This is a genomic window from Candidatus Bathyarchaeota archaeon, from assembly GCA_026014685.1.
Classification (GTDB): Archaea; Thermoproteota; Bathyarchaeia; order Bathyarchaeales; family Bathycorpusculaceae; genus Bathycorpusculum.
Window position 1 is genome coordinate 193,160 of sequence record JAOZHW010000005.1, and the last position, 25,461, is coordinate 218,620.

The window sequence follows — 25,461 nt, forward strand, 5'->3', positions numbered from 1 at the left end:
AGATGCCGTTTAAAAAAACAAAAAGTGACGCGGCAGATGCTTTAGTGTTAGAATGGGTTTTGCAAGTCAAAAACTACAAACTACACCTTGACCGTAAACGCTGCGCAGGCTGCCAAATATGCACCTTAGCTTGCCCAAGACAAGCCATAACCACCCAAAAACAACCCAAACAAAACGGCGAACCCACCAAAAAAGTCAAAGTAGACATAGACCTAGAAAAATGCAACTTCTGCGGCATATGCGACGTCACCTGCCCATACGGCGCTGTGAAAGTAATCCAAAACGGCAGCCACGACTTGGCAGTTTTAACCAAAGAAAGCTACCCCCAACTAATCCGCGACATAAACGTGGACACCCGCCGATGCGACAAAGAATGCACTTCCTGTGAGACCGCTTGTCCGCTTGGGTTGATTAAAATCTCAAAAGTCGGCTACGACGGCAAACCCGTTCTCGACTTCACAGGCCTTACACCGTTGGCTAAAAAACGCATCCAAGTTAATATTGATATCCAAAAAGAGTATTGCCCAACATGCCGCGCATGCGAATTCAGATGCAGCCCTGGCGCAATTAAAGTCAAGAAGTGTTTCGAGGGCAAATTAGCGGTGGATACCGACAAGTGCCCGCCGAATTGCCGTGAATGCGTAGATGTCTGCCCGATAACTGGAACTCTGACAGTTGGCGATGACCAAAAAGTAGTGGCTGACGAACAAACCTGCACCTTCTGCGGTGCATGCAAAAACGTCTGCCCCAAACCGGAAGCCTTAACGGTACATCGAACCAAAGTTTTCCACACACCCGTCCACTCAGGAGCATGGAACAAAACCCTTGAGAGAATAACCAGCCCAAGTGACGCTGTTAAAGAGTTCAAAGCGCAGGCAGCCAAGACAAGGCGAAAACTGGTTTTGCACCGTTTTGAAGTAGAGGAAATGAAGAAGAAATGAGCACCCCACAAAATCCTGCTAAACCCGAAGAACTCCGCGTTGGAGTATTCGTTTGCCACTGTGGCTTAAACATAGCTGGCACCGTAGATGTGCATGCAGTCGCGGAATACGCCAAAACCATCCCTGATGTGGTTTACGTTAAAGAAAACCGCTACACCTGCGCGGACCCGGGACAAGAAGAAATCCGCAAAGCCATCCGCCAACAAAAACTCAACCGCGTCGTCATAGCCGCCTGCAGCCCCCGCATGCATGAACCCACCTTCCGCCGAACAGTCGCCGAAGCAGGACTCAACAGCTTCCTCTACGAAATGGCAAACATCCGCGAATTCGCATCCTGGTGCCACCAAAGCGACCCAGCCGCCGCAACAGAACGCGCCAAAGACTCGGTGAAGATGGCGGTTGCAAAAGTTCGCTTGATGCAGCCTCTTCAAACGATCGAGGTGCCAGTCACCAACAAGGCGCTTATCATCGGTGGCGGCATCGCGGGAATTAACGCTGCACTGGACTTGGCTGAGCAGGGCTTTAAAGTCTACATGCTTGAGAAAACGCAAAGCATCGGCGGACACATGGCAGCGCTCGACAAGACGTTCCCAACTTTGGATTGCAGCATCTGCATCGAAGGTCCAAAGATGGTGGACTGCGCTCGCCACCCCAACATCACAATCTTTGCCAACAGTGACCTTGTCAAATGCGAAGGTTACATAGGCAATTTTAAGGTCAAAATTCGCAAAAACCCCCGCTACGTTATTCCAGAGAAATGTACGGGTTGCGGGGAATGCAAAGACGCCTGCCCCATCGAGTACCCCAACGAATGGGACAACAACCTTGGCACCCGCAAAGCCATCTCAGTTCCCTTCGACCAAACGGTGCCGTTGGTTTACAGCATTAACCGTGATTACTGTATCGAATGCTTCAAATGTACTGAAGCCTGTGGGGAACGTGACGCGATTGATTTTGACCAGAAACCCGAAGAAGTGGACATAGAAGTCGGCGCAATCATCGTTTCCACGGGTTTTGACGTTTACGAACCCTATGATATGCCGCTCTTGGGTTATGGTAAATACCCCAACGTCGTCACAGGAATGGAGTTTGAGCGTTTGATTCTCGCGGCGGGTCCAACAGGCGGCAAAGTCATTCGCCAATCTGACGGCAAAAAACCCCACCGTATAGCTTTCATACTCTGCGTTGGTAGCCGAGATAAACAGCATTACCCTTACTGCAGCAACTTTTGTTGCATGTACACGCTCAAGCATGTGGTGCAGCTTAAGGAGAAGTACAAACAAGACGTCGAAGTCTATCTTTTCTACATGGATATACGCAGCCCAGGTAAAGGTTACGAAGAATTCTATGACCGCGCACGCGAACGCGGCGTGAACTTTATCCGCGGCAGGGTTAGCCGAATTGACGAAGACCCCACAACCCACAACTTAACAGTGCACAGTGAAGATTCACTGCTGGGTCAACCCATCGAAGTCGAAGTGGACATGGTTGTACTTGCCACAGCATCTATTCCTAAAAAGGGCTCAGACGAAATCGCCCGCATCCTCAACCTCAGCCGCGACGCCAACGGCTTCTTCATGGAGGCCCACCCCAAACTCAAACCCCTAGATGCACCCACTGACGGAGTCTTCTTTGCTGGTGCCTGTGCGGGTTTGAAGGATATTCCTTACAGTGTTTCGCAGGGCAGCGGGGCTGCGTCACGTGCGGCAACGGTGATTAGTAAGCCGAAGTGGAAGATTGAACCAATAATCAGCATCGTGGACGAAGAGAAGTGCAAGAAATGCGGTGTCTGCGTTGACAAATGCCCATATGGCGCCATACGCCAAGAAGACGGGAAAGCCGCCACAATCGTGACGGCCAGCTGCCATGGATGCGGAACATGCGTCGCCGAATGCCCCTCACACGCCATCACCCAGATGCACTTTACTGACGCCCAGGTTTTGGCTCAAATCCGCGCTGCACTGGAAACTAATCCTGAAGACAAAATCCTCGCCATACTTTGTAACTGGTGTAGCTATGCAGGTGCAGACCTTGCAGGCATCAGCCGATGCGATTACCCTGCAAGCGTCCGCGCAATCCGCGTGATGTGCAGTGGAAGAGTTGCCCGCGAATTCGTGCTGGAAGCGCTGCGGTTGGGTGCAGGTGCGGTGTTGATTGGTGCATGTCATTTGCCCTATGACTGTCACTACATAAGCGGTAATTACAAGATGAAAGAGAGAACCGACGCGCTTAAAGCCATGCTGACCAAGCTAGGTATGAGTCCAGAGCGGTTCCGAGTGGAATACGTTTCAGCCGCGGAAGGCATCCATTACGCTGAAGTTATCAAAGAAATCGACAGCCAACGTAAGGCATTGGGCAAAGAGCGGATTCAAGCTGAAAACGCAAAACTAAAGCCAATCCTTGAAAACATGCTTAAACGCAGGTAACCATGTTGGATTCACGCGACCTCTCAGCGCAGAGGGCCCCTCCCTTATTTAAAGGCGGAATGAATGAGTTGTATCTCCACAGTTGAAGGGTAGTCTCTTTCTTTAGAAAAATACTTAAATCCACTCTCCCTAAAGTCAAGAACTATGTTGGAAACTTGGCTGGTCGCGCAGATAATTGCTTTTGGGGTATTCTTTTGGTTTAGCTCCTATCTTGCGTATCGGCGGCAAGCTAAACTGGCAAAGAAAAATAAACGTGGCTTTGCCGTGCTGGTTTAGTTTTATCCTGAAAAATTATAATACTTGTTTCCCGTTGACAACACAGAGAGGGGAACAAATTGGATTACGCTGTTGAAGCATCTTCTCTGACTAAGCAGTTTGGGCAAATACGTGCCCTTGACGGCATAAGCTTTCACATCCGACCAGGCGAGATCTTTGGTTTAATCGGACCTAACGGGGCAGGTAAAACCACAACTATACGTATGGTCTGCACGTTAATCAAACCTACCTCGGGAACCATAAACATCTACGATTACGATGCAGTGAAGCAGCCAGAGAAAACCCGCTCAATCATAAGTTACCTTCCAGAAGAATCAGGCGCGTACCCTAACCTCACAGGCTGGGAATACCTTAACTTCATGGCGAAACTGCAAGCAAAGCAGGGCACAAACATAAAAGACATCGTCAACGAGGCTGCTGAAATCTGCGGGCTAGGCGACCGATTAAAGGATAAAGCTAAAACCTACAGTAAAGGCATGAAAAGGCGTCTCCTCGTTGCAAGGGCACTTATGACTAAGCCCAAGCTAGCGGTGCTTGATGAACCCGCAAGCGGCCTCGACGTTATGCACGCGTATCATGTGCGAGAAATCGTTAAGCAGTACGTGAAACAGCACGGCGTTACAGTCCTACTCAGTAGTCACAACATGCTTGAAGTAGAATATCTCTGCAACCGTGTGGTACTTATCAACAAGGGGCATTTGGTCGTGGAAGGCGAACCCAAACAACTCAAAGCGCAATATAAGTGTGAGAACCTTGAAGAGGTTTTCATGAAGGTGGTTGGCGTTGCTTAAGGGTTTCACGACTATTCTTGTTAAAGAACTCAAAGAGTTGATGCGTGACCCCAAAATCCTAGTAGGCATGATTGTCCTGCCCCTGATTATGTTTCCAGTTTTGGGGTTGGTGCTGGGTTACGCCGCTGAAACCGCCCAGTCCGAAGCGCTCCGAGCCACGCTTCTGGTAGTGGACAACGACAACGGTGCATGGAGCAGCATCTTTGTAAACTACATGAACAGCAGCGGCTTAAACGTAGCCTTGATAAATAACACGTCGCCACAGCAAGTCGTCGACCAAGGCTTACTAGCACAATACAACAGCACCACCTTCGCTGTCATACCGCAAGGCTTCAGTGAAAACCTAACCAGGCACGCCTCAGGTGAAACCAACATAACAGGCACAATAAACGTTTATGGAGTTTTCAACGCTGGCGGCGGCATATTTAGCGGCATCGGTGGCTCCACAGTGGGCGCTTTAGTTTCTGGTTTCAATCGCGCGGTTGCGCCCGATTTAGTGGTTACTTCACAATCCAGCATCATAAAAGGCCAAATCCAAGAAGGCGTAGATGCAAGCGTCCTCTCAGGCTTGATGCTGTCGCAGTCGATTGCGTTGCCGATTACGATTATGATTATGCTGACTTATGCAATGCAGATTGCAGCCACAAGCGTCGCCATGGAGAAAGAAGAAAAAACCCTTGAAACCCTCCTCACAGTGCCAGTGGATCGATTCGCCATATTGATGGGCAAAGTCTCAAGCACCATCATCGTCGCAGGCGTCGCCTCAATCACGGTGCTCATAGGCTACAATTACATGTTGGGCTCCATTTCGATGGGGATCACGAGTAGCGTGGGCGGAAGCGTTGACCTCGTCGCGTTGGGTCTTGTGCCCTCCGTTGCAGGTTACGCTCTGCTGGGCGTAAGCCTCTTTTTCACGTTGCTCTCGGCTTTGGCACTGGCGGTTGTGATGTCCGCATTTAGCGAGAACGTTCGCGGCGCACAGGCATTGGTTGGCTACATATACCCGTTGATTTTCTTGCCCGCGATGGCGCTGATTTACCTTGACTTAAACTCGCTTCCGACGGCGTTGCAGGCGGTTTTCTACGCGATTCCCTACAGTCACCCCATCATCGCTTCCAAAGCAGTCATAGCAGGCAACTACCTCACCGTAGTCCTAGGCATAGTCTACGTGGCCGCCTTCACCGTGGTAATAATGTACATTGCTTCCAGACTGTTCGCAACTGAGAAGATCCTTACAGCTAAGCTTATGTTTGGCAAGAAAGGCGCTAAAAAGCAGCAAACCAACGAATAACCCTCTCCCTTTTTCCCCGTTTTTTAGACAAAATTGTTTTTTGTTTGGGTTTAACCTCAAGTTTAAGCCCCCACTTTTGGTTGCTGAACGGTTATATTTTTATTGATGCCCGCTCAATTATTGCTCCGACTAGACCACGGTGGGGTCGTAGTCTAGACAGGTATGACGACGGGCTCCAGAAAGCAGACACACACGGGTTTGCTGACTCCGCGAGGAGAATGACGAATCTCTGGAGCGGTCATAGAGAAACCCGTAAACGGCCGCTTCGCGCGGCTGTTGGGTAAAGGTCGTCGGTTCAAATCCGGCCGGCCCCACCAAACTTTTTAACCAAAAAGGTCAATCAAAGATAATTTCATTTTTTGGAACGCTTGTTCCGTGATGTCCCTTAAATGAACCTTCTATAAAACACTAAATTACAAAAAATGGAGGAAAATAAATGAAAAAAATTGGTATCGTATTGTCTGTTTTGGTTTTTGCGAGTTTGATATGTGGAATTGCGTCCGCAGCAAGTGTCGGGCCAGCGCCTAATTCGGGCGACTGTATTCCTGATGGAAGCGGATTCGTCCAACCTAATCGTAACAACCAAGACAGTCATGGAAAAGGGCCAGCACCCAATTCAGGCGACGGTATTCCAGACGGCAGTGGCTTTTAGCAACAACTTACCTTGCCCATCTTTTTTTTGTTTTCATAAGAAAAATCTGAAACGCTTGTTCCAAAATATTCCTTAACTATAAGATACACTATAACATACACAGCGATTAAAATGACTAAAAGCAAAGCCTTGGGCCTAACTTTACTGATTCTGCTAATTTGTTCAACGTTGCCCACAATTCTTTATGCAACTGGCCAAGTTAACGTAAAAGTTGAAGAAAATACAGTTAAACTGGCTACGCAAACTGGGAACCAAATCCAAGCTTTAATCACCGCGATCTACGCAGATGAAAACGCCACAGAAAAAATACAAAACGCCAGCCTTACCCAACAATTTGAAGGAAACGTTACGTTGTACCAAGATGAGGGGTTAAACAAGCTGAAGGTAGCCCAAGAGGCTTTGGAGACTTCAAATTATAATTTGGCAGCCGATTCTGCTCTGCAGGCTTTAGCCGTTTTTAGAGAAGTATACAGGTCCATAAATGCGATTTTGGAAAAAACAGGATTACAAGATATTTCGGCAAGAGATAATCAAGAATTAATGGATGCCATAAACCGTGATCTCCAACGGTTAAATATCCTCCAAAACCTTTTACCCGACAATTCACCCCAAGAAATCATTACCCTACTTGAAAGCGCCAACAGCACCCTACTTGAAGCAAAACAAGACCTCAAAGACGGAAAATACAATGACGCCCAAACTCTCTATCTTGAAGCAAAACAAAACATAACCGAAATCTACCAGTACTTAAAAATTCAAGCCGAGGAATCTAACACTTGGCGACTGAGCGGATACTGCGAGGGTTTACAAAAGAGAATCCAGGAAAGATTCAGATACGGTAGCCAAAACGGAATTGACTTTACGGCAACACTGCAATCGCTTGGATACCAAAGTGAAAACCAATTCATTCAATCATTACAAAGTAAGATACAGAATGCGCAATCACAGGTAGACATCAATAAAGCCATACAAGAGTGTTTAACAATCGCACAAATGGTTCAACAGATGGAACAGGCACTAAACCAAGAAATTAACCACCAACAGGGACCAAACCCAACTTACGGAAACAGTGGAACAGGTGGCTCAGATAGTGGAACTGGAGGCGCACCTAGCGGCAACTCCAGCAACAGCAATAATGGCACTGGATACAGTGGCAACAGCAGTAGCGGCAAAGGCGCAGGTAAGTAGACATCGTTTAGCTTTTACTTTTTCAGAATAACTTGGTTTTCAAGCCCAATCTTTTTTACTTCAACTATCTCAAGTTTCTCAAGCCGCTTGATTAACCGCCAAAGACTTGTTCGTGGTATTTCTGGGAAACGTTCGCGTATCTCAGCCTCAAAAGCTTTGCCTTCTTTTTCAGCTAAGAATTCGAGAACCGCACGATCTTCTTTCATTAAATGTGGATTATCGTTCAATGCTTTCTTGATGTTGGGTTTTCTTTTTCTTTTAAGCAGCAATAGAGCTACAACGATGGCTATAATCAAACCTGCAGCAACTACGACAACATACTCTAACGGAATCATGCCCACTGGTTGAGAAGAATCCGTTGGATCTAAACTATCTTCCCCTCCCGCTATCAACTGTAAAATATAACTTATTTCCCATTGACCCGAACCCAAACATAAAGACAGTTGATTGCCTGCCGTATTTATTGCGGTTGGCGTACTGCTCATGTAGATGATGGTTGAATTCAAGGGAAAAGTCACGTTGACGCTGTAAGGACTGCTTAGAAGCAGTGTCCATATTTCGTTTTGTTTGTTTGTGAGCGTGTTAGTGTCATATTCTATTGATAGTTGGGTAGCACCCAAAGAGTAAACGACTAAGTTAGTGCCTAAAAGTTGATAATCAACGGCCAACTGGTCAGCGTCAAGAACAACCATGTTTTCCACGTCATCAGATAGCAAAGTTACCGTTGCTTGGGGCGAAAACTCATCCACCACAACCATCTGCTCTACATGCACTAAACCATCACGGTAAACCCTAAGATTCGTTGAAGAAACACTAACAGTTGATTGAACCGCTGCACAGTAAACCAGCAACATTGCTAGCAACACAACAACCACTATAACTGCTAGTCGCCAACCGTGTTGTCTCATGCAGGGTCACGATAATGTCAACCATAGCCAAAATAAGTTTTGTGCACCTACTTTCCCTGCAATCTTACATTAATTCATAAAAAGCTGTCTGAATCAAAGATTTTAGCTATTCTCATTGAAAAAAGCTCTGATTCGGGCTTGAAACGCTCGTTTCACAGTGTACCTTATGTCAGGCATCGTAATATTCAATTGCGGTGACAAAACCATGAAAAACCAGAAAAACAACCTAAACAAAGTCAGCCCGCTGCTAATCATACTATTAGTCGCCGCCTTCATAGCACCTCTCGCTACCACGCTGGCAAGCAACGGAAACGGGTCAAGCCAAGGAGAACAAACAGGCACCACAAACAACAGCACATCCAGCGCTAACTTGGAGTCTAATCAAGCGGCTAACGCCTCTACATCAAAACTAAACACAGTTGACATCGTCAAACAATACAACAAAACAAACGTTACACCCAAAAATCAAACCGAACAGGTCAGAGCGCGTGAACAAACCATGTTTCAGTACCGAAACATGACGATGGTTATGAATTGCACTCAAAACTGTACCGTGACCTTCACAACTGACGAGGAAGTAACCCCGAAACTTTTCGGTTTAACAGTGGACTCAAACCAAACTATGACTTTAGCCATGAACTTAACTAAATCACCCCTTAACGGAGCAATGGTAAACGAAAGATGCCTCAACTTTTATTTAGGCATAGAACCACACGCTACTTTGGAGCTTCAAGCCCAAATACGTCTTTACATAAACCAAACCGAACTCAACCAAAGCATGAACAGAGAAGTTAACACTTCAAGATTAACTTGGATGTACTGGAACCAAACTAGAGCACAATGGACCGCGGTTGAAAGTTATATGGACCAAAACGGATACTTGGTGTGCAACACGGATCATTTCTCAACTTGGACTGTGGCTGAAGAAGCACCTGAAGAACCGGCACCACTGGTGACTCAAAACAGCGTCTTCCAAGTGGAATACATAGCAATTGCGATAATCGTAGTTCTCGGCGTTATTGCAGTGAGCATATTCGTCTATAGACAGCGAAAATAGGCCCCTTATTCTCTTTTTATTTATTGTAAACGTCAATTTTTATGAGCTACCTGATTAGCAAACTAAAATAACTTCGTGATTGAACATTACTGTTTAAGCGATCGCACTTGGTGTCCACTCAAAGGCTCACTTGGCTCAAAAGAAATACGCCTCTTCTAGTCTTTGTAGTGTTCGCGCTGTGCCTATGCATCTATGTGCTGTTTGAGGTGTTGACTGACACTGTAGTGAAAGGTCTTCCGCTGTCAAATTCACCCATGATCAGCATACTCATAAGCTTCACACGTGACGTAACCCGAACGATTAGTTCTTGGGGTTACGGCGGACTTTTTGGTTTGATGGTCCTTGAAGCCAGCTCGCTGCCTATCCCCAGCGAAATCATCCTCCCCTTCGCAGGTTACCTTGTTTTTAGAGGCGACTTCGTTTTTTGGCTAGCTTTGGCGGTAACTACTGTTGCAGCCGTAATTGGCGCCTTAATCGAATACTACATTGGTTTAAAAGGTATCCAAGTCCTAACCAAATACCGATTACTTGGCAAACTCATGGTTTCTGAGAGTCAACTCAGAGTGGCGGCGGCCTGGTTTAACAAGTATGGGGTTGCAATGGTTTTCTTTGGGCGTATGATTCCAGTCGTTAGAACCCTCATTTCGTTTCCAGCTGGTGCAGTGAGGATGCCGCTGGTTAAGTTTATTGTATACACGGGTGTGGGCAGTTTGATTTGGAATGCTCTTCTGATCTATGGCGGTTACTATTTGGGTACAAGATACTCAGAGATTGCGGAGTTATCAGATTACCTGATTATACTCACAGCTGCAGCTTTGATTTTAGCAGGCGCGGTCATAGTGGCTAAATACTACAAAAGAAGGAATACTGCCGTAGACACAACTGCTTAGAGCAGGGTTTTGATTTCGGGATTCAATTCCCCTTCGACGCCCAACGCCTTTGCCTCACGCACTTGCACCATGCAATCTACCTTTGATGCCTCATTGAACACTTGGTAGTCAACAGACTGCAGAAAAGCAGCGTCAATAGAGACGGCTGAATCCGCTGCGAAAATACCGACATCTTTTAGGGCAATTTCGCCTGGGTTGGGTAGACAGTCACATCCCTGTACTATGTCTTTTGCGAAGCTAATGTAGGACACTTTTTTGGGTTTAAACGTTGAGAGGGCGCCGTATGCTGCTGAAGCGAGTGCTTTGGAAAGGTTTTCTTTGTCCGTGTAGCGTATGGCGTTCATGGGGCAGTTTTCTATACAGACAGGGCAACGCATGCACTCAGCGGAGGTGTTATGGGCTTTGCCTTCGATTATGTCTGGGAGGTGTAGAGCGCAGACTTCTTTGCATTTTCCGCAACCCACGCATTTTGAGGTGTCTATCTCTATGCCGACTGTACGATGCTGCCTCAGCTTACCTGCACGGGGAGTACAACCCATGCCCAAATTTTTGATGGCGCCGCCGAACCCACTTAATTCATGCCCCTTGCAGTGTGAAACAACGATCATGGCGTCGGCTTGAACTATTGCGCCTGAAACCTCGATTTCCTGCAGGATACCTTTGGTTTTGATGAGTTGATAGTTTTCGCTTTTTAGGCCGTCGGCGACGATGAAGGGCGCCATGTTGAACCCGTTCATCAGGGCGTTGTTCATGTGGTCATAGGCGTTGTGGCGTTGAGCGATGTAGTAGGTATTTGAGTCTGTTAGAAACGGTTTGCCGCCGACTTCTTTGACTCGCCGCACGATTTCATGAATAAAAAACGGCTGCACATAGTATGGGTTACCAAGTTCGCCAACGTGAAGTTTAACGGCGACTAAATCGCCTTTCTCGATACAGCTAAAGGTGTCTGCTTCATCGTAGAGGCGGTTTGCTTCCTCAAGCAAGTTGCGATTGGTATCCCAAGGTAACAAGTGAACAGTCAAGTGGTCTTTCTCCGAAAGTTTAGCACAATTTATTGGTATAAACTTTGGCTTTGAAGCGAACAAATTTCTTTTAGTATTTCTTTCCTTCCGATAATTTACGCAGTATTTCAGCTGCATCAGCATCACTATCCGCCAATATACCTATCCAAAGCTCAAACTCTGCCTTAGAAATCTCCTTTTCGATTACACCTTGCTGGTCAGCCGAGAAATACCGCGAAGGTGCAGTTGAGAAGAGTTTTGTGTAAAAGATTCTATCTGCAATTGTGATCTGCGAGGAGCAACCTGCTTTTTCGCCTGCAGGGTAATCGATTTGGTAGCCCATAGAGTTAGACCTTTCTATGGGAACGCTGGGTTTCTGTTTACTTAAAATTTTCTCTTACAGTTGACGTTTTAGCTATCAGGTTTTTTTCGCTTGATAAGAATGAAACCTGAAGCGCCGATGATTATGGCAATTGTAATCGCTGCTATAACAGTTAGAAATGGGAAAGGCGCAATGTTGAAGTAGACGGTTTCTTCGGTAGTGTTACCCAATTGGTCAGTCGCATAGATAGTTATACGGTGTCCGCCGTTACTTAACGCAACTAAGGTTAGGTTGCCAACTATAGGAAGAGCAGTTTGCCCATCTAAACTGTAGGCTAAGGTCGCGTTTTCGCTTACGGTAAATTCAAGCAGGATATCAGTTGAATCGTAGGATTGGTTGGCTGGATTCAGAATAACAATCACAGGGCCTTCAGTGTCGATGGAAAAGTACACACTATTTGAGATACCCATGTTGCCTGCCGAATCATTAGCAAACATAACTATGTGGTGTCCACCCTGAGCCAGATTGGACAACCTTGTTTGACCTGTAACAGTTACGTTGGCTTGTCCGTCTATGCTATAACCCATCCATTGTGCGCCCCTATTTAGTGTAAAGTCTAAAGTCACCCGCTGATAGGTTTTGTTTTCTGGAGACGTTATGGTGATTATGGGTGCTACAGTGCCATAGCCGACTGGTTTGTACTGCTCATTTGTCTTTAACCATTTTGTTCCATCAAAACCGCCTATCACATATAGAACATCACTGACAACCGCCACACCTAAACGTCCCCGCGCCGTTGGCATCGATTCAATTTTCACCCAAGAATTGTTAGATAAATGATACATCATCACTTCGGCACTAACAGTTTGAGCGGTTGAGCCACCTATAAAGTAGATCCCAGCAGGCGCATACGTTCCAGTTGTCGCAGCGGCAGCGCCATAGTTTGTTGTGATTGGAAGCGGCGCCGCTTGAGTCCACTGATCAGTTCGGGGGTCATAAACCTGATTAGTGTTGACTATTGAGACAATGTCTGTTGAAGTAGCTCGTCTTGAGCCTCCGATGAGGTAGATTTTGTTTTCCAGAACCGCTGAGGCATAACCCAAAACTGAAGTGGGAACAGCAGCTTTCTGGCTCCAGGTATCATTTTCTGGGAAGTAGCATTCGTTTACGTCTGTGTCAACAAAGAAGGGACTGGTACTGGAGTATTTTTTTCCACCAATTAGAAATATCTCGTTATTTACTACGCTGGCTGATAAATCAGCACGTGGAGTAGGCATAGAGGACTTAGTGGACCAAGTATTAGTAACTGGATCATAAACTTCATTGTTTCCAACAAAAACACCGTTTATGCTTCCGCCGATGGCGTAGATTTTGTTGTTATAAACCGCTACGGCTAATCCGCTTCTCGGAGTGGGCATAGACATCTTGTTTGTCCATGCATCTGTAAGCGGATTATACTCTTCAACAGTGCCCAGCGGCTGATTGTTCTCGTTTACCCCTCCGATAACGTAGATTTTCCCCGCCACCACTGCTACCCCGAATTCTCCCCGTGCAGTAGGCATGTCGGTTAGGGTTTTCCAGTTTGAGGTGGTTTCGGTTGCAGCTTCTGCAGGCGCTACACTTAACGGGGCAATTAAAGCTGAGATTAGCGTGGCAGCGATGAGTAGAAGGGTCCACACAGAGCTGTGTTTGGTTATTGAAGTACACCCGCATTTGATTTCTGTTAGCTATAGTAGTTGTCAGTTTACCCTTATATGGTTAAAGGGTTACCGTCATATATTTTGCCCCTAGAAACCTTTAATGCAGGTATTGAGACATTGATTCTTTGAGGCATTTAGCATGATACGGAATGTTCTAGTGGCAGTAGATGGCTCCGAAAACTCAAAACGCGCCCTCGACTTCGCTCTCGACTTCGCAGACAGGTATGGTGCAGCGTTAACTATAGTTAATGTCAGCGAATCCGCAACTGTGGCTGCGGTTCCAGCTGATTTGGCGGCTTACAGTGGAAACAGCAGCATGGTTGTTGTTGCGAAAGATATGCGCAAGTTTCATGAGGAAATCCTAAAGAACGTCTTAGAACATGCAAATGCAGCAAAACCAAAATTATCTGTCACTACCTGTTTGCGAGAGGGTAATCCTGCAGCGGAGATAGTGGCCTTAGCTAAGGATGGGCACTTCGATGTAACGGTGGTGGGTCATCGGGGGTCTGGTAAGGTCAAAGAGTTTTTGTTGGGCAGTATAAGCGAGAAAGTGGCGCATTCACTCGATTGCACAGTAATAATCGTCAAGTAATCCACAATTCCCGTATTATTTGCACAAGTTTGCTCCAACAAACCCTTAAATTCCCTTTTCCCTCTCCTATCGGATATGATTACAATTATTGGGGCAGGTCGCGTTGGTAGCGCCGCCGCTTTTGATATTCTTAGGTACCGAATCAGCGATGTCGTCTTAATCGACACTAACGAGAAACTAGCTATGGGTGAAGCATTAGATATGATGCAGGCGGCTCCAGCTATCGAATTCGACGGCACCATCCACGGTACTGGAGACTTTCGAGAAATGGCGGGTTCCGAATTGGTGATTGTAACCGCAGGTGTTGCTCGGAAACCTGACATGAGCCGCATTGACCTTATGAACACAAATGCCCAGATAGTTCGCAGCGTTGTCCGTGAGGTTGCTAAGTATGCTCCTAAAACTAAGCTAATGCTTGTCACAAACCCAGTGGATGTCATGACCTACTTAAGCTTCAAAGAAACAGGTTTTCCCCGGAGACGCCTTTTTGGCATGGGCAACATCTTGGATGCCATGCGTTTCCGCACCTACATCGCCAGTGAACTCGGAGTTTCACGGGAAGACACAAGGGCGCTTGTTATGGGGGAGCATGGTGACTCCATGGTACCCTTGGTTGAATACGCTTCGGTCTCAGGTATACCAATAACAAAGCTGCTTTCGCCTCAACAAATAGAGAGCATCGTTAGGCGCACAGTCACCTCAGGTGCAGACGTAATTAAACTCAAAGGCAGCACAGAATTCGCGCCTGGAACAGTGATTGCGGTTACGGCAGATGCCATTTTAACTGGCAGAAACCGCGTGATGAGCGTTTCCACTTGTTTAGATGGCGAATATGGCCAGTCATGCGTCTCGATAGGTGTTCCTGTGGTCATTGGGAAAGATGGAGTGGATAAAATAATAGAGTTGGACCTCTCCCCGAACACGAAGGCGCTTTTTGAAAATTCAATAGCTAAAGTGAAAGAGGCAATCGCGGCGTTGAAAACTTAGGTTGGCAGGCGTTTTTTGGCACAGTAAAAGTTGCCGTTTAACCGAACAAACGCGGGGCATTTACCGTGGTCGCAGTGTTCTAGCCATTGGCAGGGGGAGCGGACTTCGTGGACGCGGGGCATGTAATCACGTGGGTTAATGAGTTCTTGTCGGGGTTCTCTTTTAGAAATCTGCTTTAATACTGCTTCCATCAAAAACAACCTCAAACAATCATGCCTGAATTGTGTATTGTATTGATTTGTGCTTGTTAATTAAAAAATGTGGCAAACGTTGTACAACAACAAAAACATATAAGCACTAACTCGCCCAAAACGTGAGAAAAACTTTACACCCAACAACCCCAATAAGAATGCAAAGGAGGTTTAACTGTTGGAAAAGAAATGTCAAGTCTGCAAGAAACCCTTCACGACGTTTGATACGAAAGTTAAGTACTGCAGTACTGCATGCGCCAAAAAAGCAGGCAAATCCAAATAACCCCCATCAGAGGTACTTCTACATTTTTTATTTGTCGCTTCTTCAAGGGACAACAGTTAGAGTGTTGCGTGAACTTTTGCAGCAGCTTTTTCTATCTCTAAGCACACGTCACAGAGGTCTGAGTGTGGTCTATTAAGCCGCTTAAGCAACACAACCCGCGGGTACATTTTGCAGCTTTTCTGCCAATGCCACCTATCAGGTTCCGCTCCCTTAACGTACTCGCCCATTCCAGTCTCCAAATTACTTTAGAAACAGCAGATATTTCTAATTTGCACCTAACCCAAGCGGCAACTCAACAAAAACGCTTGTACCTTGGCCGATAGAGCTTTCAACCGAAATTTTACCCCCATGTGCCTCTATCAAGCGTTTGGAAATCGGCAAACCAAACCCCATGCCCTTCGCTTTGGTCGTACATAGAGGCGTCCACAACTTTGTTAGCATATCCTTTGTCATTCCAGGGCCATTGTCTTGGAACTTAAACAGAACCCGCTCGCCCTTGACTTCAGATGTAATATGCAGTTTCCCACCGTTAGGCATGGCGTCAAACGCGTTTTGGATGATTTTCATGAACGCTTTAGATACGTTTGCGGGGTCTACTTTGAAAACGGGTACTTCTGAAGTGTCGTCGAGTATGGTTATGTTTTCGGGTGGCTGAAGCAAAGCAAGCGAATCTCGCACGAGCATCTTCGGCGTAGCTTTAATCAGTTTAAGCTTTATTTCACACGAGTAATCAAGTAAGTCGTTGACGATTTTGTCAGAGTAATCGATACTTTTATCGATGCTTTCAAACATTGCCAAATCCTTATCGTCCAAGTGGTCTGAATGCTTCTTCTTCAAGTAGTAGGTCGCGTTGCGTATGCCTGAGAGGGGATTTCGCAAATCATGCCCAAGGAGGCTTGCTAACTCGCCGATGGATGCAAACCGCTCTGAACGGACAAGCTTCTGCTCCATTTCCTTGCGTCTTGTGATGTCATGCAAAACAAAAGCGGCACCCACATCGCGGCCGTTGTTGTTCGTGACGATTGAGCATGAAATCATTCCTGTTTTACTTTCGCCAGTTTTTGTGGAGAAGGTAATTTCATGGTTTTTTAGTTCTCTGTTTTTTTGCAGTAGCTGCATTATCTGAGCTGTTGTGCTTCCCTTGTTTGCGGTGCCTGTTTTTTGAATCATATCCGTTATTGTTTTCCCAAGCCACTCTTTCTCCGAGTAACCAGTAAGCTCAACAAGAGAGTTGTTGATCTTGATTATTTGGCCCTTCAAGTTGACTAAAATTACTGAATCAGGCATTGTTGAGAATACGTTTTCGGCAGCGATTTCTGTTCGGAAACTGAACAAGTCATACTTTATCATGGCGAAAACGACGAAAATGCTGGTGATAGAGGCTAACACGTTACCTATTACCGGAAAGGCGATGCCTAGAACCGGAAAAATCGAGTCTGTAACAGTGGATACAACTACAGGTATGGCAAAACCTATTGCAACAAGCTTGGTCTGGTGCCGCTTTGTTTTGTCCATTATCCGAGTATAGTAACTCGCAAAAAGAAACAGCACCATAAGCCCAACTGCCGCAGCCCAAACTCCCGCAACCCTAGCCATAACTGAATCCATAGAAGTTGCTTGCGCGTACCCCCATGGATTGATTGTTGGTGTAGCTGAAATCCAATTTGTAGTTAAATCTATTAACGAAAAGAATACCGCTGGGAAATAAATAACGCCGTAGACAAACTTGTTTTTCAGTAGATCGCTTTCGGTGAAGGCTAAGCTAAAGTGAAGCATGATTGAAATCAGGAAGTGCCACAAGAACAGGGTTTTACTCCAAAAAACTGCTCCAGCCAAAGTGGGGGATTGTGATGTCATAAAGGTGCCAAAAGCCCAGTAAGCGTTGAAAATCATCAAGAGCATGAAAAGCTTGTTAACGGTTGATTTTCGGTTTAGGTAGTATACACTTAGCCCTAAGGTTATGGAAACTGCACTTGCGCAGAGGCATAGCAGGGCGTATAGATTCATCTAATGTCTCCAAAGTGTAGGGTGCGGGTGATGTTGTGTGCTATGAAACTAGACAGCGTTAAAAATTCAATAAAACGATATGTGTGAATGTGTAGGAATAACAGTTATTCAGAACCTGAATAGTTTGATCGGGCTTATCTTTCACCTACACGTTTGCCCTTAAGGCTTAAGACCCAACGGCAACTCCACCGTTATAGTCGTCCCCTGACCCACAACACTTTCAACACCAATTTTCCCGCCATGCGCCGTGACGTTTCTCTTGCAGATGATCATGCCAAACCCCATGCCTTTGGCTTTAGTGGTGAACAGGGGGGTCCAGAGTTTTTCGATGGTTTCTTTACTCATACCGCAACCGCCGTCTTTGAACTTGAATGTAACTTTGTCAGCTTCAGCTTTACTTGTTATTCTCACCTGACCCCCGTTTGGCATGGCATCGAAAGCGTTTTTGAGGATGTTGATGAAGCATCGGCAAATCTTAACTTCGTCAACGTAGAATTGCGGCGAATCCTCTGTTTCATCTTCTAAATCGATGTTTTGTGGTTTCACTGAAAGTGCCTGTGCCGCTTTAACCAGGGATTTAGGTGTACCTGCGATAACTCCAATTTGACTTCGTCAGAATAGCAGCTTGAATAATCTAAGAGATCGTTGATGATTTTGTTAGAGTACTCTATACTTTTATCTATGCTGTCAAGCATGGCTTTTTCTTGAGAGTCAAGTTTACCGTTCAGTTTTCGGCGTAAGTAGAAACTGGCACCACTTATGCCTGATAGCGGATTACGCAAATCATGTCCCAGCATACCTGCCAGCTCCCCAATCGACGCGAACCGTTCCGCTTTGAGCAGTTTTTGCTCAATAGCCCGCCGTTCAGTCACATCCCGCAGAACAAAGGCTGCACCAACATCTTTCCCCCCAGTATCAGATACAATAGAGCAGGATACAGTGACGAAACGTTTTTCCCCCGTCTTTGTGTGAAATGATAATTCATAGTTTCTTATTTCTCGTACATTAGCAAGGTTTTCAAGTATCCTTGGAGTAGAGTTTTCGTTGTCTACCGTTTTTGCTTCACTAAGCAATTCATTTAGTGGTTTTCCCACAACTTCTTTTTCGCTGTACCCTGTTAAATCATGGAAAGCTTTGTTGACTTTCATGATTGTACCGTCAAGCATGACCAGGATAACTGCATCAGACATTGTGGAAAAAATGTTTTCCGCAGCGATTTCAGGCCTAAAACTGAACAACTCGTACTTGAGCATTCCATAGGCAACCAAAAACGCGGTTATGCTGCAGGATATTGCGCCTAACCCTGGAAAATCTATTCCTGCAAAAGGAAACAGAGAATCCGTTACCAAGGCGAAAAATATAGGGATAGTGAAAGCTAAGGCAACAAATTTTGCTTGCTGCTTCTTAATTTTATCAGTCAAATGATTATGATATCTAACAAAAAGAATGATCGTTAAAACGGCAAATGAACACGCCCAAATGTTATCCATCCAGCACAGCAATGAATTGGCGGGTAGTGTGTTCTGGTAACCCCAGTATTTCAAAACATGTGTGGTGCTAATCACGTTTGGGTTAGTTAAATCAATCAGCGAAAAGAACAAAGCAGGAAAATACAACGCGACATAGATGAGTTTGCTTTTCAAAAAGTTGCTTTCTGTGTAGACTAACGTAAAGTGCAACAGAAGCGACATAGTGAAGGGCCAAAGGAAGAGGACTTTTTGCCAAAAAAGGGCACCTTCAAGGGTGGGTGACTGAGACATCATGAACAGACAGAATGCCCAGTACGAGTTGAAAATCATCATGACTAAGAATAGTCTGTTTAGTTTTGCCTTTCTGTTTAGAAGAAATACGCTTATACCAACTGTTATGGAGATTGTGCTTGCGAATAAAGTTAGTATAGCGTATAGGTTCATCGATGAATCATCCAGCAGTCGGGCAGTTCATTTTTAATCGTAGGCATTCTTAGGAGTCATTACAGCCAACATAGTTTCGACGAAATAAAACAATTTGTGCGCATACATAAGGAATCACAATTTTGAAGGACGCTATTAATAATGTGGATAACAAGTTAGCTTTTGATTTGCTGTGCAGAAAGAATCAGCATGCTTTTATTTGAGGCGAAAGAACTACTTTTAACCAACAAGGAACACGCTAAAACAAGGTTGCATATGTATGGTTGAACTTAGAGCGCAGGAACAGCAAATCCTCTCCGCAATAGATCAACAAGGCGGGAAAGCCTCAGTAGAGCAACTCGTCCAAACCTGCGGTTTCCCAGACGCCGCAGTCATGCGCTCCGCATTAACCCTGCAAGAAAAAAACCTGCTAACCATACAGGCAGCCACCCAAAACATCATAAAACTCACAGCCGAAGGCAAATCCTACGCCCAAAACGGCCTGCCTGAACGAAAACTGATTCACGCTGTGGCAGAAATGGGCGGCAAAGCCGACTTACGTGAAGCAGCCAAAAAAGCAGGACTTGAACAGCAATTAATTCAAATCGCGCAGGGCTGGGTAATCCGAAAGAAATGGGCAATCTACTCTTCACAGGATAACACGCTGAACATTTCTGAAACGTTTCTGCATCAGGCAATTATTCCAGAGGGCTGCGACGAAACACTCCTCAAACACGTCGCCAGCAAAGAGCAAGTGGTGCTTGATGACTTAAGCGACGTCCTAAAAGAGGCAGCGGAGCAGTTAAAGAAACGTAAACTTGCCATAATTGAACCCAAAACAAGCCGCGTCCTCAAAATCACCCCTGAAGGCAAAAAAGCCGCATCCGAAGCCACCACTGCAACGCCAGAAGTCACCAAACTAACGCCTGAACTCATAATCACAGGCAAATGGCGCGAAGTCAAACTCCAAAAATACAACATAGAAGCACCTGTAGCCAAAACTTGGCCCGGCAAAAAACATCCATACCTGAGTTTTCTCGACGAAGTCCGAGCTAAACTGGTGCAGTTGGGCTTCCAAGAAATGACAGGCACAGCCGTGGAAACCAGCTTCTTCAACTTCGACGCCCTCAACGTGCCACAAGACCACCCAGCGCGGGAGCCAAGCGATATCTACTACATTAAAGACCCCAAATATGGCGATGTAGGAAGCCACGCCACAGCTCTTGAGCAAGTTAAGCAGACGCACCAAAACGGTTGGAAGACAGGCTCCACAGGTTGGGGTTACAATTACTCGCTTGAAGCGGCTCAACGTTTGATTCTGCGGGGACATGGCACATGCCTGAGCGCCCGCACGTTGGAAGCAGGCAAGTTTGAGGTGCCCAGCCGCCACTTCAGCATAGCCCGCGTCTACCGACCCGAAATCACTGACCGCACCCACCTAAGCGAATTCAACCAAGTGGAAGGCATCATAATCGACGAAAACCTGACTCTTCGTGACCTTCTGGGTGTGTTAGGCAAGTTCGCGTTGGAAATTGCTGGCGCAGACAAAGTTCGCTTCAAACCCGACTACTTCCCCTTCACCGAGCCAAGCGTGGAACTCAGCGCCTACAAAGAGGGTTATGGCTGGATCGAATTCGGCGGTTCAGGTATATTCCGTCCTGAAGTCACGCAACCGTTGGGTGTTAAAGTTCCGGTTATTGCGTGGGGGTTGGGTGTGGATCGCCTTTTCATGATGCGCTCGGGAATCAGCGATATCCGGATGATTTTTAGCCAAGACCTTGATTGGCTACGCAAAAAGCAGGTGACATAGATGCCGACAATAGATGTAGACTACTTGGAACTGCAACGGTTACTCAACGTTAACCTAAACGGAAACATGGAAAAATTAGACGACATACTCGCATACGTTAAAGCTGAAGTGAAGGGCTTCGACGAAAAAGAGGGCTCTGTCAGCATCGAAATGAAGGACACTAACAGGCCTGACCTCTGGAGCGTGGAGGGTTTGAGCCGTGCGCTTCGAGGGTATTTGGGGCAAGAAAAAGGCATCAAAGCATACTCCGCGGGGAAATCAGTTCTGGAAGTGAATGTTAACCCGAACTTGTTTGGCATCCGTCCCTACATCTGCTGCGCCGTCGTTAAAGACATACACCTCTCTGACGGCATCATCAAAGGAATCATGCACCTCCAAGACAAACTCGACCAAACTCACGGTCGAAGCCGCCAGAAAACTAGCATCGGCATCTACAACCTCGACTTAATCAAACCGCCGATTGAATATACCGCGGTTAAGCCAGCTGAGGTGCGGTTTGTTCCGCTGGGTTTTTCTGAGAAAATGGGTTTAGATGAGATTCTCGAGAAGCATCCCAAAGGTCAAGAACACGGTCACATCGTTAAAAAGAACCCGCTTTACCCCATGCTCTATGACAGCGAAGGTAAAGTGCTTTCTTTCCCGCCTATAATCAACAGTAACGATTTGGGCAAAATCACCGAGGATTCCCGCAATCTGCTAGTTGAAGTCACAGGCACCCTACACAAAACCGTCCTTAACACACTGAACTTGGTGACTTTGGCGCTCATCGACCGCGGCGGAAAAGCCTACAGCACCACCATCCACTATCCAAAAAGCTCAGAATACACCGAAGACACGGTTGTTACGCCTGATTTTAGTAACCGACGCTTCGAGTTGAACGTAAAAGAAACCAACCGCCTTTTAGGGTTGAAGTTGTCTGCAGAGCAGATATCTGATGCCCTAATGACCGCGGGGTTGGACGTCGAAAAAGTCTCCACTGAATGCCTTACCGTTTTGGTCCCCTGCTACCGCGTGGACGTCATGCACCAAGTAGACATAATCGAAGATGTCGCCATCGCATACGGCTACAACAACATCGAGCCGCTCTGGCGTGAATTGCCCACCACCGGCAAAGCAAAACCTGACCAGCGCCTAATCGATGTGGCGCGAGATTTGATGGTTGGGCTTGGCTACCAAGAAGTCTTCAACACCACCCTCACCAACCAAGAAACCCTCTTCCAGAAAATGCAGGTGCAACCCACCAAAATCATAGAGGTATCCAACCCCAAAGTCATCACCATGACGTGCCTTCGCAACTGGCTGCTTCCCAGCCTCATGGAGTTCCTCAGCATCAACCAATCCGTCGAGTTTCCCCAAAAAATCTTCGAACTAGGCAAAGTCACATTGCCAGACGAGACAAAGGAGACGCGGACACGCGACGAAGACTGGCTTGCCGCAGTGACAGCGCACCCGAACGCGAGTTTCAGCGAAATCAAATCAGCCTTGGACTCGTTTATGGCGAATTTCGGTGTTGAGTGGCAAATCAAGGAGACATCTCATCCCAGCTTTATCGAGGGCAGAGTTGGCAAAGTTCTCGCAGGAGGCGTTGAGGTGGGTGTTGTGGGCGAAGTTAACCCGGCGGTGCTTGAAGCGTGGAAACTTGAAAATCCTGCCGCAGCATTTGAAATTGACTTTAGCAGAATTCTTTTTTATAAAAAGTAGTTTTTTTTATTCTTTTGGAAGCATATTGAAACCTGCTTGATTAAAGTGGGCGTCGAAACTAAATGCTTCTTTAACGTTTAGTTCTCTCATTAGAGCGAAGCTTGTACAATCTGTAAAGCTCCAGGTTTTGCTGTTAGATTTTTTGAATACTTCGAGTGCTTTCTGAAAGTGGTCTTCATTTACCCAAAATACTCTGATGCTTTTGCTCTTTGTCACTTTGGTAATGAAAGAAAGCGCAGACTCTAAGTTTCTTCTTGTTCGTAACAAAGTGAGTGTTTCGTCGATTATGTAATCGGTTGTTATTGCCATGCCATATTTTCCTGACGCAATTTTCGTAAGAAAATCCTTAGCTGCTTTATGGTTTAGGTCGTCTTCTACTTCCATCGCATACCAAGCACTGGTGTCGATGAATATCACGCTTTTTCACCGTAGAGGTGTTTATCGTGCTCGATTGAGCCGTGGTCTACTTTTCCGGTTCGCTTGGAGCTAGGTGGACTCGTGAAAACTGGGTCGTCAGGGTTTACCGTGCCGTCTATTGTTGTTCGTATTGCTTCGCGGACGACCTCTTTGATGCTTTTGGAGTTCTTTTTTGCGTATTCTTCTAGTAGCTTATGCTCAGCCTCGGATATTGTTGTTTGAATTACTTTCATTTAACATCTCACATGTAATATTTAACATGTAACATCCTTTTATTTTTTACCACAATTTAGCACTAAAACCATGATAGTGTCCCGTTTTTGCGCGCTGTTTTTAGACACCAAGCATACACTCCGTACCCAAGCGGCGAGATAACTACGCACATCAAAGCCAGAACCAGCAGATACGGCAATATCATAGATATCGTCCAACCCGTCAGCATCAGCCGAATCGAAGTGAAGAAGTAGTATTGCGGTAGCAGGTATGAGATGGCTTGGAGCGCGGCGGGCATGACTTGCGGGGGGAAGAGGACGTTGCCAAAGAGCGTGGTGGCTATGGTTATGAGTGCAGTTACGGGGTCGCCTTGTTTGGTTAAGATGAGGATGCCTGCGCCTATCATGCTAAAGCCAATGAAGGATCCGATACCCAGCGCCAAAACAATCAGCGTCCCCAACACGTTAATGTTAAGTGAGATGCCGAAAACGAATACGCCGATGGCAAGGTAAACCACCACGACCGCTGTGCTCCAGATGAACCCCCAAAGCGAACTCCCCACGATAAACGTGCGCAAACTGGTCGGGGAAACCAACACTTCTTCAAGCGCCCATGGGTTGATGGTTTTCTGGACGAGCGTGAGGCTTTGGCTGAGGTAACTGTTAAACGCTAAACCGATGAGCAGATAAGTGGTTAGGTCCATGTTGTAGAGTTGCAGCACTGCCTGCATCGAAGCATTAGAGCCCAAATACGCGAAAGATAATGCGCCGAAGAGTGCGGTGGCGACGAGGATGGCGATGTTGGTTTTGTAGGTGCTGAAGCTGATGATGTCGCGTTTCATGAAGTAATAGATTTTTTCCAGCTCAGCCCAAAACCCCACGCTATGGCCTCCCAGTCAACTCAATAAACGCATCTTCCAAGGTGGGTTCTTCGCGGCGAAAGTTCACCAGCTTAATTTTTTCTTTAAACAGAAAGTCAAAGATTGCGGGGAATTGGTCAACGCTTCTCAGTTCAAGACAGAACCCCTTCTGGTTACCCAGGGCGTACTCGTCATTTTCGGTTAAGCTTGTCACTGCTGGCAGTAGGCGCATTCGTTCGATTTGGTCGGGGGTGATTTCTTCCACAACTATGTAGACAAGTTCATTTTGTTTGATCATGGCGCGGATTGCGTTTGGGGTGTCGCAGGCGATGAGGCGGCCTCGGCGAAGGATGCCGATTTGGTCGCAGATGTGGGCTGCTTCTTCGATGTAGTGGGTTGTGTAGAGTATTGTTTTGCCTGTTTCTTTTACTGTGTTGCGTACAAACTCGCGGATGTTGCGAGAAGAAATCACGTCTAAGCCCACGGTTGGCTCATCCAGCAGCAATATCGGCGGGTCAGCCAACAACGTTCGGGCTAAAGCGAGTTTGCGTTTCATGCCGCCCGAATACCGTTGGTAGATGTCAAAAGCGCTGCCCTCCAAACCAACCAACTTCAGCACCTCCATGATGCGTTCCTGGCGTTTGGCGCGTGGTACGTTGTAGATGGCTGCAAAGAACTCCAAGTTGCGGTACCCGTTTAGCCGCCAAAAAAATCCCCTTTCGCCCACACTAAAAAGGGTGCCCAGCGAGCGTTTGACTTGCATGGGCTGCTTGACTATGTCGTAGCCGTTGACTGTGGCGGTGCCGCTGTCAGGCGGGAGCAAGGTGCATAGCATTTTGACGAGGGTGGTTTTGCCTGCGCCGTTGGGTCCCAGCAAACCGAAGAGTTGCCCCCTCTTTATGGTCAGGTTAAGGTTGTCTACGGCGTTTACTGACATTGTTTTCCTTCGCCCAAAGTGACCGCTACTTTGGGGTGACTTAATTCTGAACGTTTTTGTCAGGTTGATTGCTTGGATGGCATTTTCATTCTGCAACCGTTTAGGCCTCTGTCGAGCGGTTTTTTGTTT

Annotated in this window: 25 protein-coding genes, 1 tRNA gene and 1 pseudogene; 14 read left to right on the forward strand and 13 right to left on the reverse strand. The window is 46.5% G+C overall.

From position 1 onward, the window contains the following. Positions 1-2 precede the first annotated feature (2 nt). The 8 genes and pseudogenes from NWE96_03380 to NWE96_03415 all read left to right on the forward strand — a co-directional run bounded on the left by NWE96_03380 (position 3) and on the right by NWE96_03415 (position 7,565). A complete protein-coding gene (locus tag NWE96_03380) occupies positions 3-941 on the forward strand; it encodes a 4Fe-4S dicluster domain-containing protein (protein ID MCW3983018.1) in 939 nt (312 codons plus the stop codon). Continuing rightward, positions 938-2,905: pseudogene (locus tag NWE96_03385) on the forward strand (CoB--CoM heterodisulfide reductase iron-sulfur subunit A family protein). Before NWE96_03380 ends, NWE96_03385 begins: the two are co-directional and overlap by 4 nt. Further along, entirely contained in the window at positions 2,882-3,367 is a 486-nt protein-coding gene (locus NWE96_03390; GenBank protein MCW3983019.1) for a hydrogenase iron-sulfur subunit, read from the forward strand. Before NWE96_03385 ends, NWE96_03390 begins: the two are co-directional and overlap by 24 nt. Positions 3,368-3,702: 335 nt before the next feature. Beyond that, complete coding sequence (locus tag NWE96_03395) at positions 3,703-4,434, forward strand: ABC transporter ATP-binding protein (GenBank protein ID MCW3983020.1); 732 nt, start codon at positions 3,703-3,705, stop codon at positions 4,432-4,434. Continuing rightward, a complete protein-coding gene (locus NWE96_03400; GenBank protein ID MCW3983021.1) occupies positions 4,427-5,725 on the forward strand; it encodes an ABC transporter permease in 1,299 nt (432 codons plus the stop codon). The genes NWE96_03395 and NWE96_03400 overlap by 8 nt, the downstream gene beginning before the upstream one ends. A gap of 141 nt (positions 5,726-5,866) precedes the next feature. Next, positions 5,867-6,042: transfer RNA gene (locus tag NWE96_03405), tRNA-Trp, on the forward strand. Between the two features lie 164 nt (positions 6,043-6,206). After that, entirely contained in the window at positions 6,207-6,377 is a 171-nt protein-coding gene (locus tag NWE96_03410; GenBank protein ID MCW3983022.1) for a hypothetical protein, read from the forward strand. 111 nt (positions 6,378-6,488) lie between these two features. Next, the gene (locus NWE96_03415) at positions 6,489-7,565 is read left to right on the forward strand and encodes a hypothetical protein (protein ID MCW3983023.1); all 1,077 of its coding nucleotides are present in this window, start codon (positions 6,489-6,491) and stop codon (positions 7,563-7,565) included. A gap of 14 nt (positions 7,566-7,579) precedes the next feature. Here the strand turns inward: NWE96_03415 and NWE96_03420 are convergent, their stop codons facing one another. Continuing rightward, positions 7,580-8,473, reverse strand: a complete 894-nt coding sequence (locus NWE96_03420; GenBank protein MCW3983024.1) for a hypothetical protein — start codon at positions 8,471-8,473, stop codon at positions 7,580-7,582. A 205-nt stretch (positions 8,474-8,678) separates the two neighbouring features. Here NWE96_03420 and NWE96_03425 point away from each other — a divergent pair, with 205 nt between their 5' ends. Together NWE96_03425 and NWE96_03430 are read left to right on the forward strand one after the other, a co-directional pair. Beyond that, positions 8,679-9,530: a hypothetical protein gene (locus NWE96_03425; GenBank protein MCW3983025.1), complete on the forward strand. Its 852-nt coding sequence runs from the start codon at positions 8,679-8,681 to the stop codon at positions 9,528-9,530. 110 nt (positions 9,531-9,640) lie between these two features. Next, positions 9,641-10,420, forward strand: a complete 780-nt coding sequence (locus NWE96_03430; protein ID MCW3983026.1) for a DedA family protein — start codon at positions 9,641-9,643, stop codon at positions 10,418-10,420. Here NWE96_03430 and NWE96_03435 read toward each other — a convergent pair. From NWE96_03435 to NWE96_03445, 3 genes are all read right to left on the reverse strand, one after another. Continuing rightward, on the reverse strand, positions 10,417-11,442 hold the full coding sequence (locus NWE96_03435; GenBank protein ID MCW3983027.1) for a DUF362 domain-containing protein: 1,026 nt from the start codon (positions 11,440-11,442) through the stop codon (positions 10,417-10,419). The two genes, NWE96_03430 and NWE96_03435, sit on opposite strands and share 4 nt — an antisense overlap. A gap of 70 nt (positions 11,443-11,512) precedes the next feature. After that, positions 11,513-11,764 carry a hypothetical protein gene (locus tag NWE96_03440; protein ID MCW3983028.1) on the reverse strand — a complete coding sequence of 84 codons (252 nt, stop codon included), beginning with the start codon at positions 11,762-11,764 and terminating at the stop codon, positions 11,513-11,515. A gap of 68 nt (positions 11,765-11,832) precedes the next feature. Beyond that, positions 11,833-13,422, reverse strand: coding sequence for a hypothetical protein (locus NWE96_03445; GenBank protein ID MCW3983029.1), 1,590 nt, complete (start codon positions 13,420-13,422; stop codon positions 11,833-11,835). A gap of 160 nt (positions 13,423-13,582) precedes the next feature. Between NWE96_03445 and NWE96_03450 the strand changes: the two genes are divergently transcribed. Together NWE96_03450 and NWE96_03455 are read left to right on the forward strand one after the other, a co-directional pair. Next, the gene (locus NWE96_03450) at positions 13,583-14,035 is read left to right on the forward strand and encodes a universal stress protein (GenBank protein ID MCW3983030.1); all 453 of its coding nucleotides are present in this window, start codon (positions 13,583-13,585) and stop codon (positions 14,033-14,035) included. Between the two features lie 75 nt (positions 14,036-14,110). Further along, complete coding sequence (locus NWE96_03455) at positions 14,111-15,022, forward strand: malate dehydrogenase (protein MCW3983031.1); 912 nt, start codon at positions 14,111-14,113, stop codon at positions 15,020-15,022. Here NWE96_03455 and NWE96_03460 read toward each other — a convergent pair. The 5 genes from NWE96_03460 to NWE96_03480 all read right to left on the reverse strand — a co-directional run bounded on the left by NWE96_03460 (position 15,019) and on the right by NWE96_03480 (position 19,416). Then, on the reverse strand, positions 15,019-15,213 hold the full coding sequence (locus NWE96_03460; protein MCW3983032.1) for a hypothetical protein: 195 nt from the start codon (positions 15,211-15,213) through the stop codon (positions 15,019-15,021). The genes NWE96_03455 and NWE96_03460 overlap by 4 nt on opposite strands. Before the next feature lie 339 nt (positions 15,214-15,552). Next, on the reverse strand, positions 15,553-15,723 hold the full coding sequence (locus NWE96_03465; protein ID MCW3983033.1) for a hypothetical protein: 171 nt from the start codon (positions 15,721-15,723) through the stop codon (positions 15,553-15,555). A 37-nt stretch (positions 15,724-15,760) separates the two neighbouring features. After that, positions 15,761-17,503 (reverse strand): ATP-binding protein, encoded by a 1,743-nt coding sequence (locus tag NWE96_03470; GenBank protein ID MCW3983034.1) that lies wholly within the window; start codon positions 17,501-17,503, stop codon positions 15,761-15,763. A gap of 159 nt (positions 17,504-17,662) precedes the next feature. Then, positions 17,663-18,049, reverse strand: a complete 387-nt coding sequence (locus NWE96_03475) for a HAMP domain-containing histidine kinase (GenBank protein ID MCW3983035.1) — start codon at positions 18,047-18,049, stop codon at positions 17,663-17,665. Then, positions 18,046-19,416 carry a PAS domain S-box protein gene (locus NWE96_03480; GenBank protein MCW3983036.1) on the reverse strand — a complete coding sequence of 457 codons (1,371 nt, stop codon included), beginning with the start codon at positions 19,414-19,416 and terminating at the stop codon, positions 18,046-18,048. Before NWE96_03480 ends, NWE96_03475 begins: the two co-directional genes overlap by 4 nt. Before the next feature lie 259 nt (positions 19,417-19,675). Between NWE96_03480 and NWE96_03485 the strand changes: the two genes are divergently transcribed. After that, positions 19,676-21,205, forward strand: coding sequence for a phenylalanine--tRNA ligase subunit alpha (locus tag NWE96_03485; protein ID MCW3983037.1), 1,530 nt, complete (start codon positions 19,676-19,678; stop codon positions 21,203-21,205). After that, a complete protein-coding gene (gene pheT / locus NWE96_03490) occupies positions 21,206-22,906 on the forward strand; it encodes a phenylalanine--tRNA ligase subunit beta (GenBank protein ID MCW3983038.1) in 1,701 nt (566 codons plus the stop codon). It abuts the gene before it with no gap. A gap of 6 nt (positions 22,907-22,912) precedes the next feature. Here the strand turns inward: pheT and NWE96_03495 are convergent, their stop codons facing one another. The 4 genes from NWE96_03495 to NWE96_03510 form a co-directional block, all read right to left on the reverse strand. Then, the gene (locus tag NWE96_03495) at positions 22,913-23,323 is read right to left on the reverse strand and encodes a type II toxin-antitoxin system VapC family toxin (GenBank protein ID MCW3983039.1); all 411 of its coding nucleotides are present in this window, start codon (positions 23,321-23,323) and stop codon (positions 22,913-22,915) included. Then, positions 23,320-23,556 (reverse strand): hypothetical protein, encoded by a 237-nt coding sequence (locus tag NWE96_03500; GenBank protein ID MCW3983040.1) that lies wholly within the window; start codon positions 23,554-23,556, stop codon positions 23,320-23,322. The genes NWE96_03495 and NWE96_03500 overlap by 4 nt, the downstream gene beginning before the upstream one ends. 62 nt (positions 23,557-23,618) lie before the next feature. Beyond that, complete coding sequence (locus tag NWE96_03505) at positions 23,619-24,416, reverse strand: ABC transporter permease (protein ID MCW3983041.1); 798 nt, start codon at positions 24,414-24,416, stop codon at positions 23,619-23,621. 1 nt (position 24,417) lies between these two features. Further along, positions 24,418-25,428, reverse strand: a complete 1,011-nt coding sequence (locus tag NWE96_03510) for an ABC transporter ATP-binding protein (protein MCW3983042.1) — start codon at positions 25,426-25,428, stop codon at positions 24,418-24,420. Between the last annotated feature and the right edge of the window lie 33 nt (positions 25,429-25,461).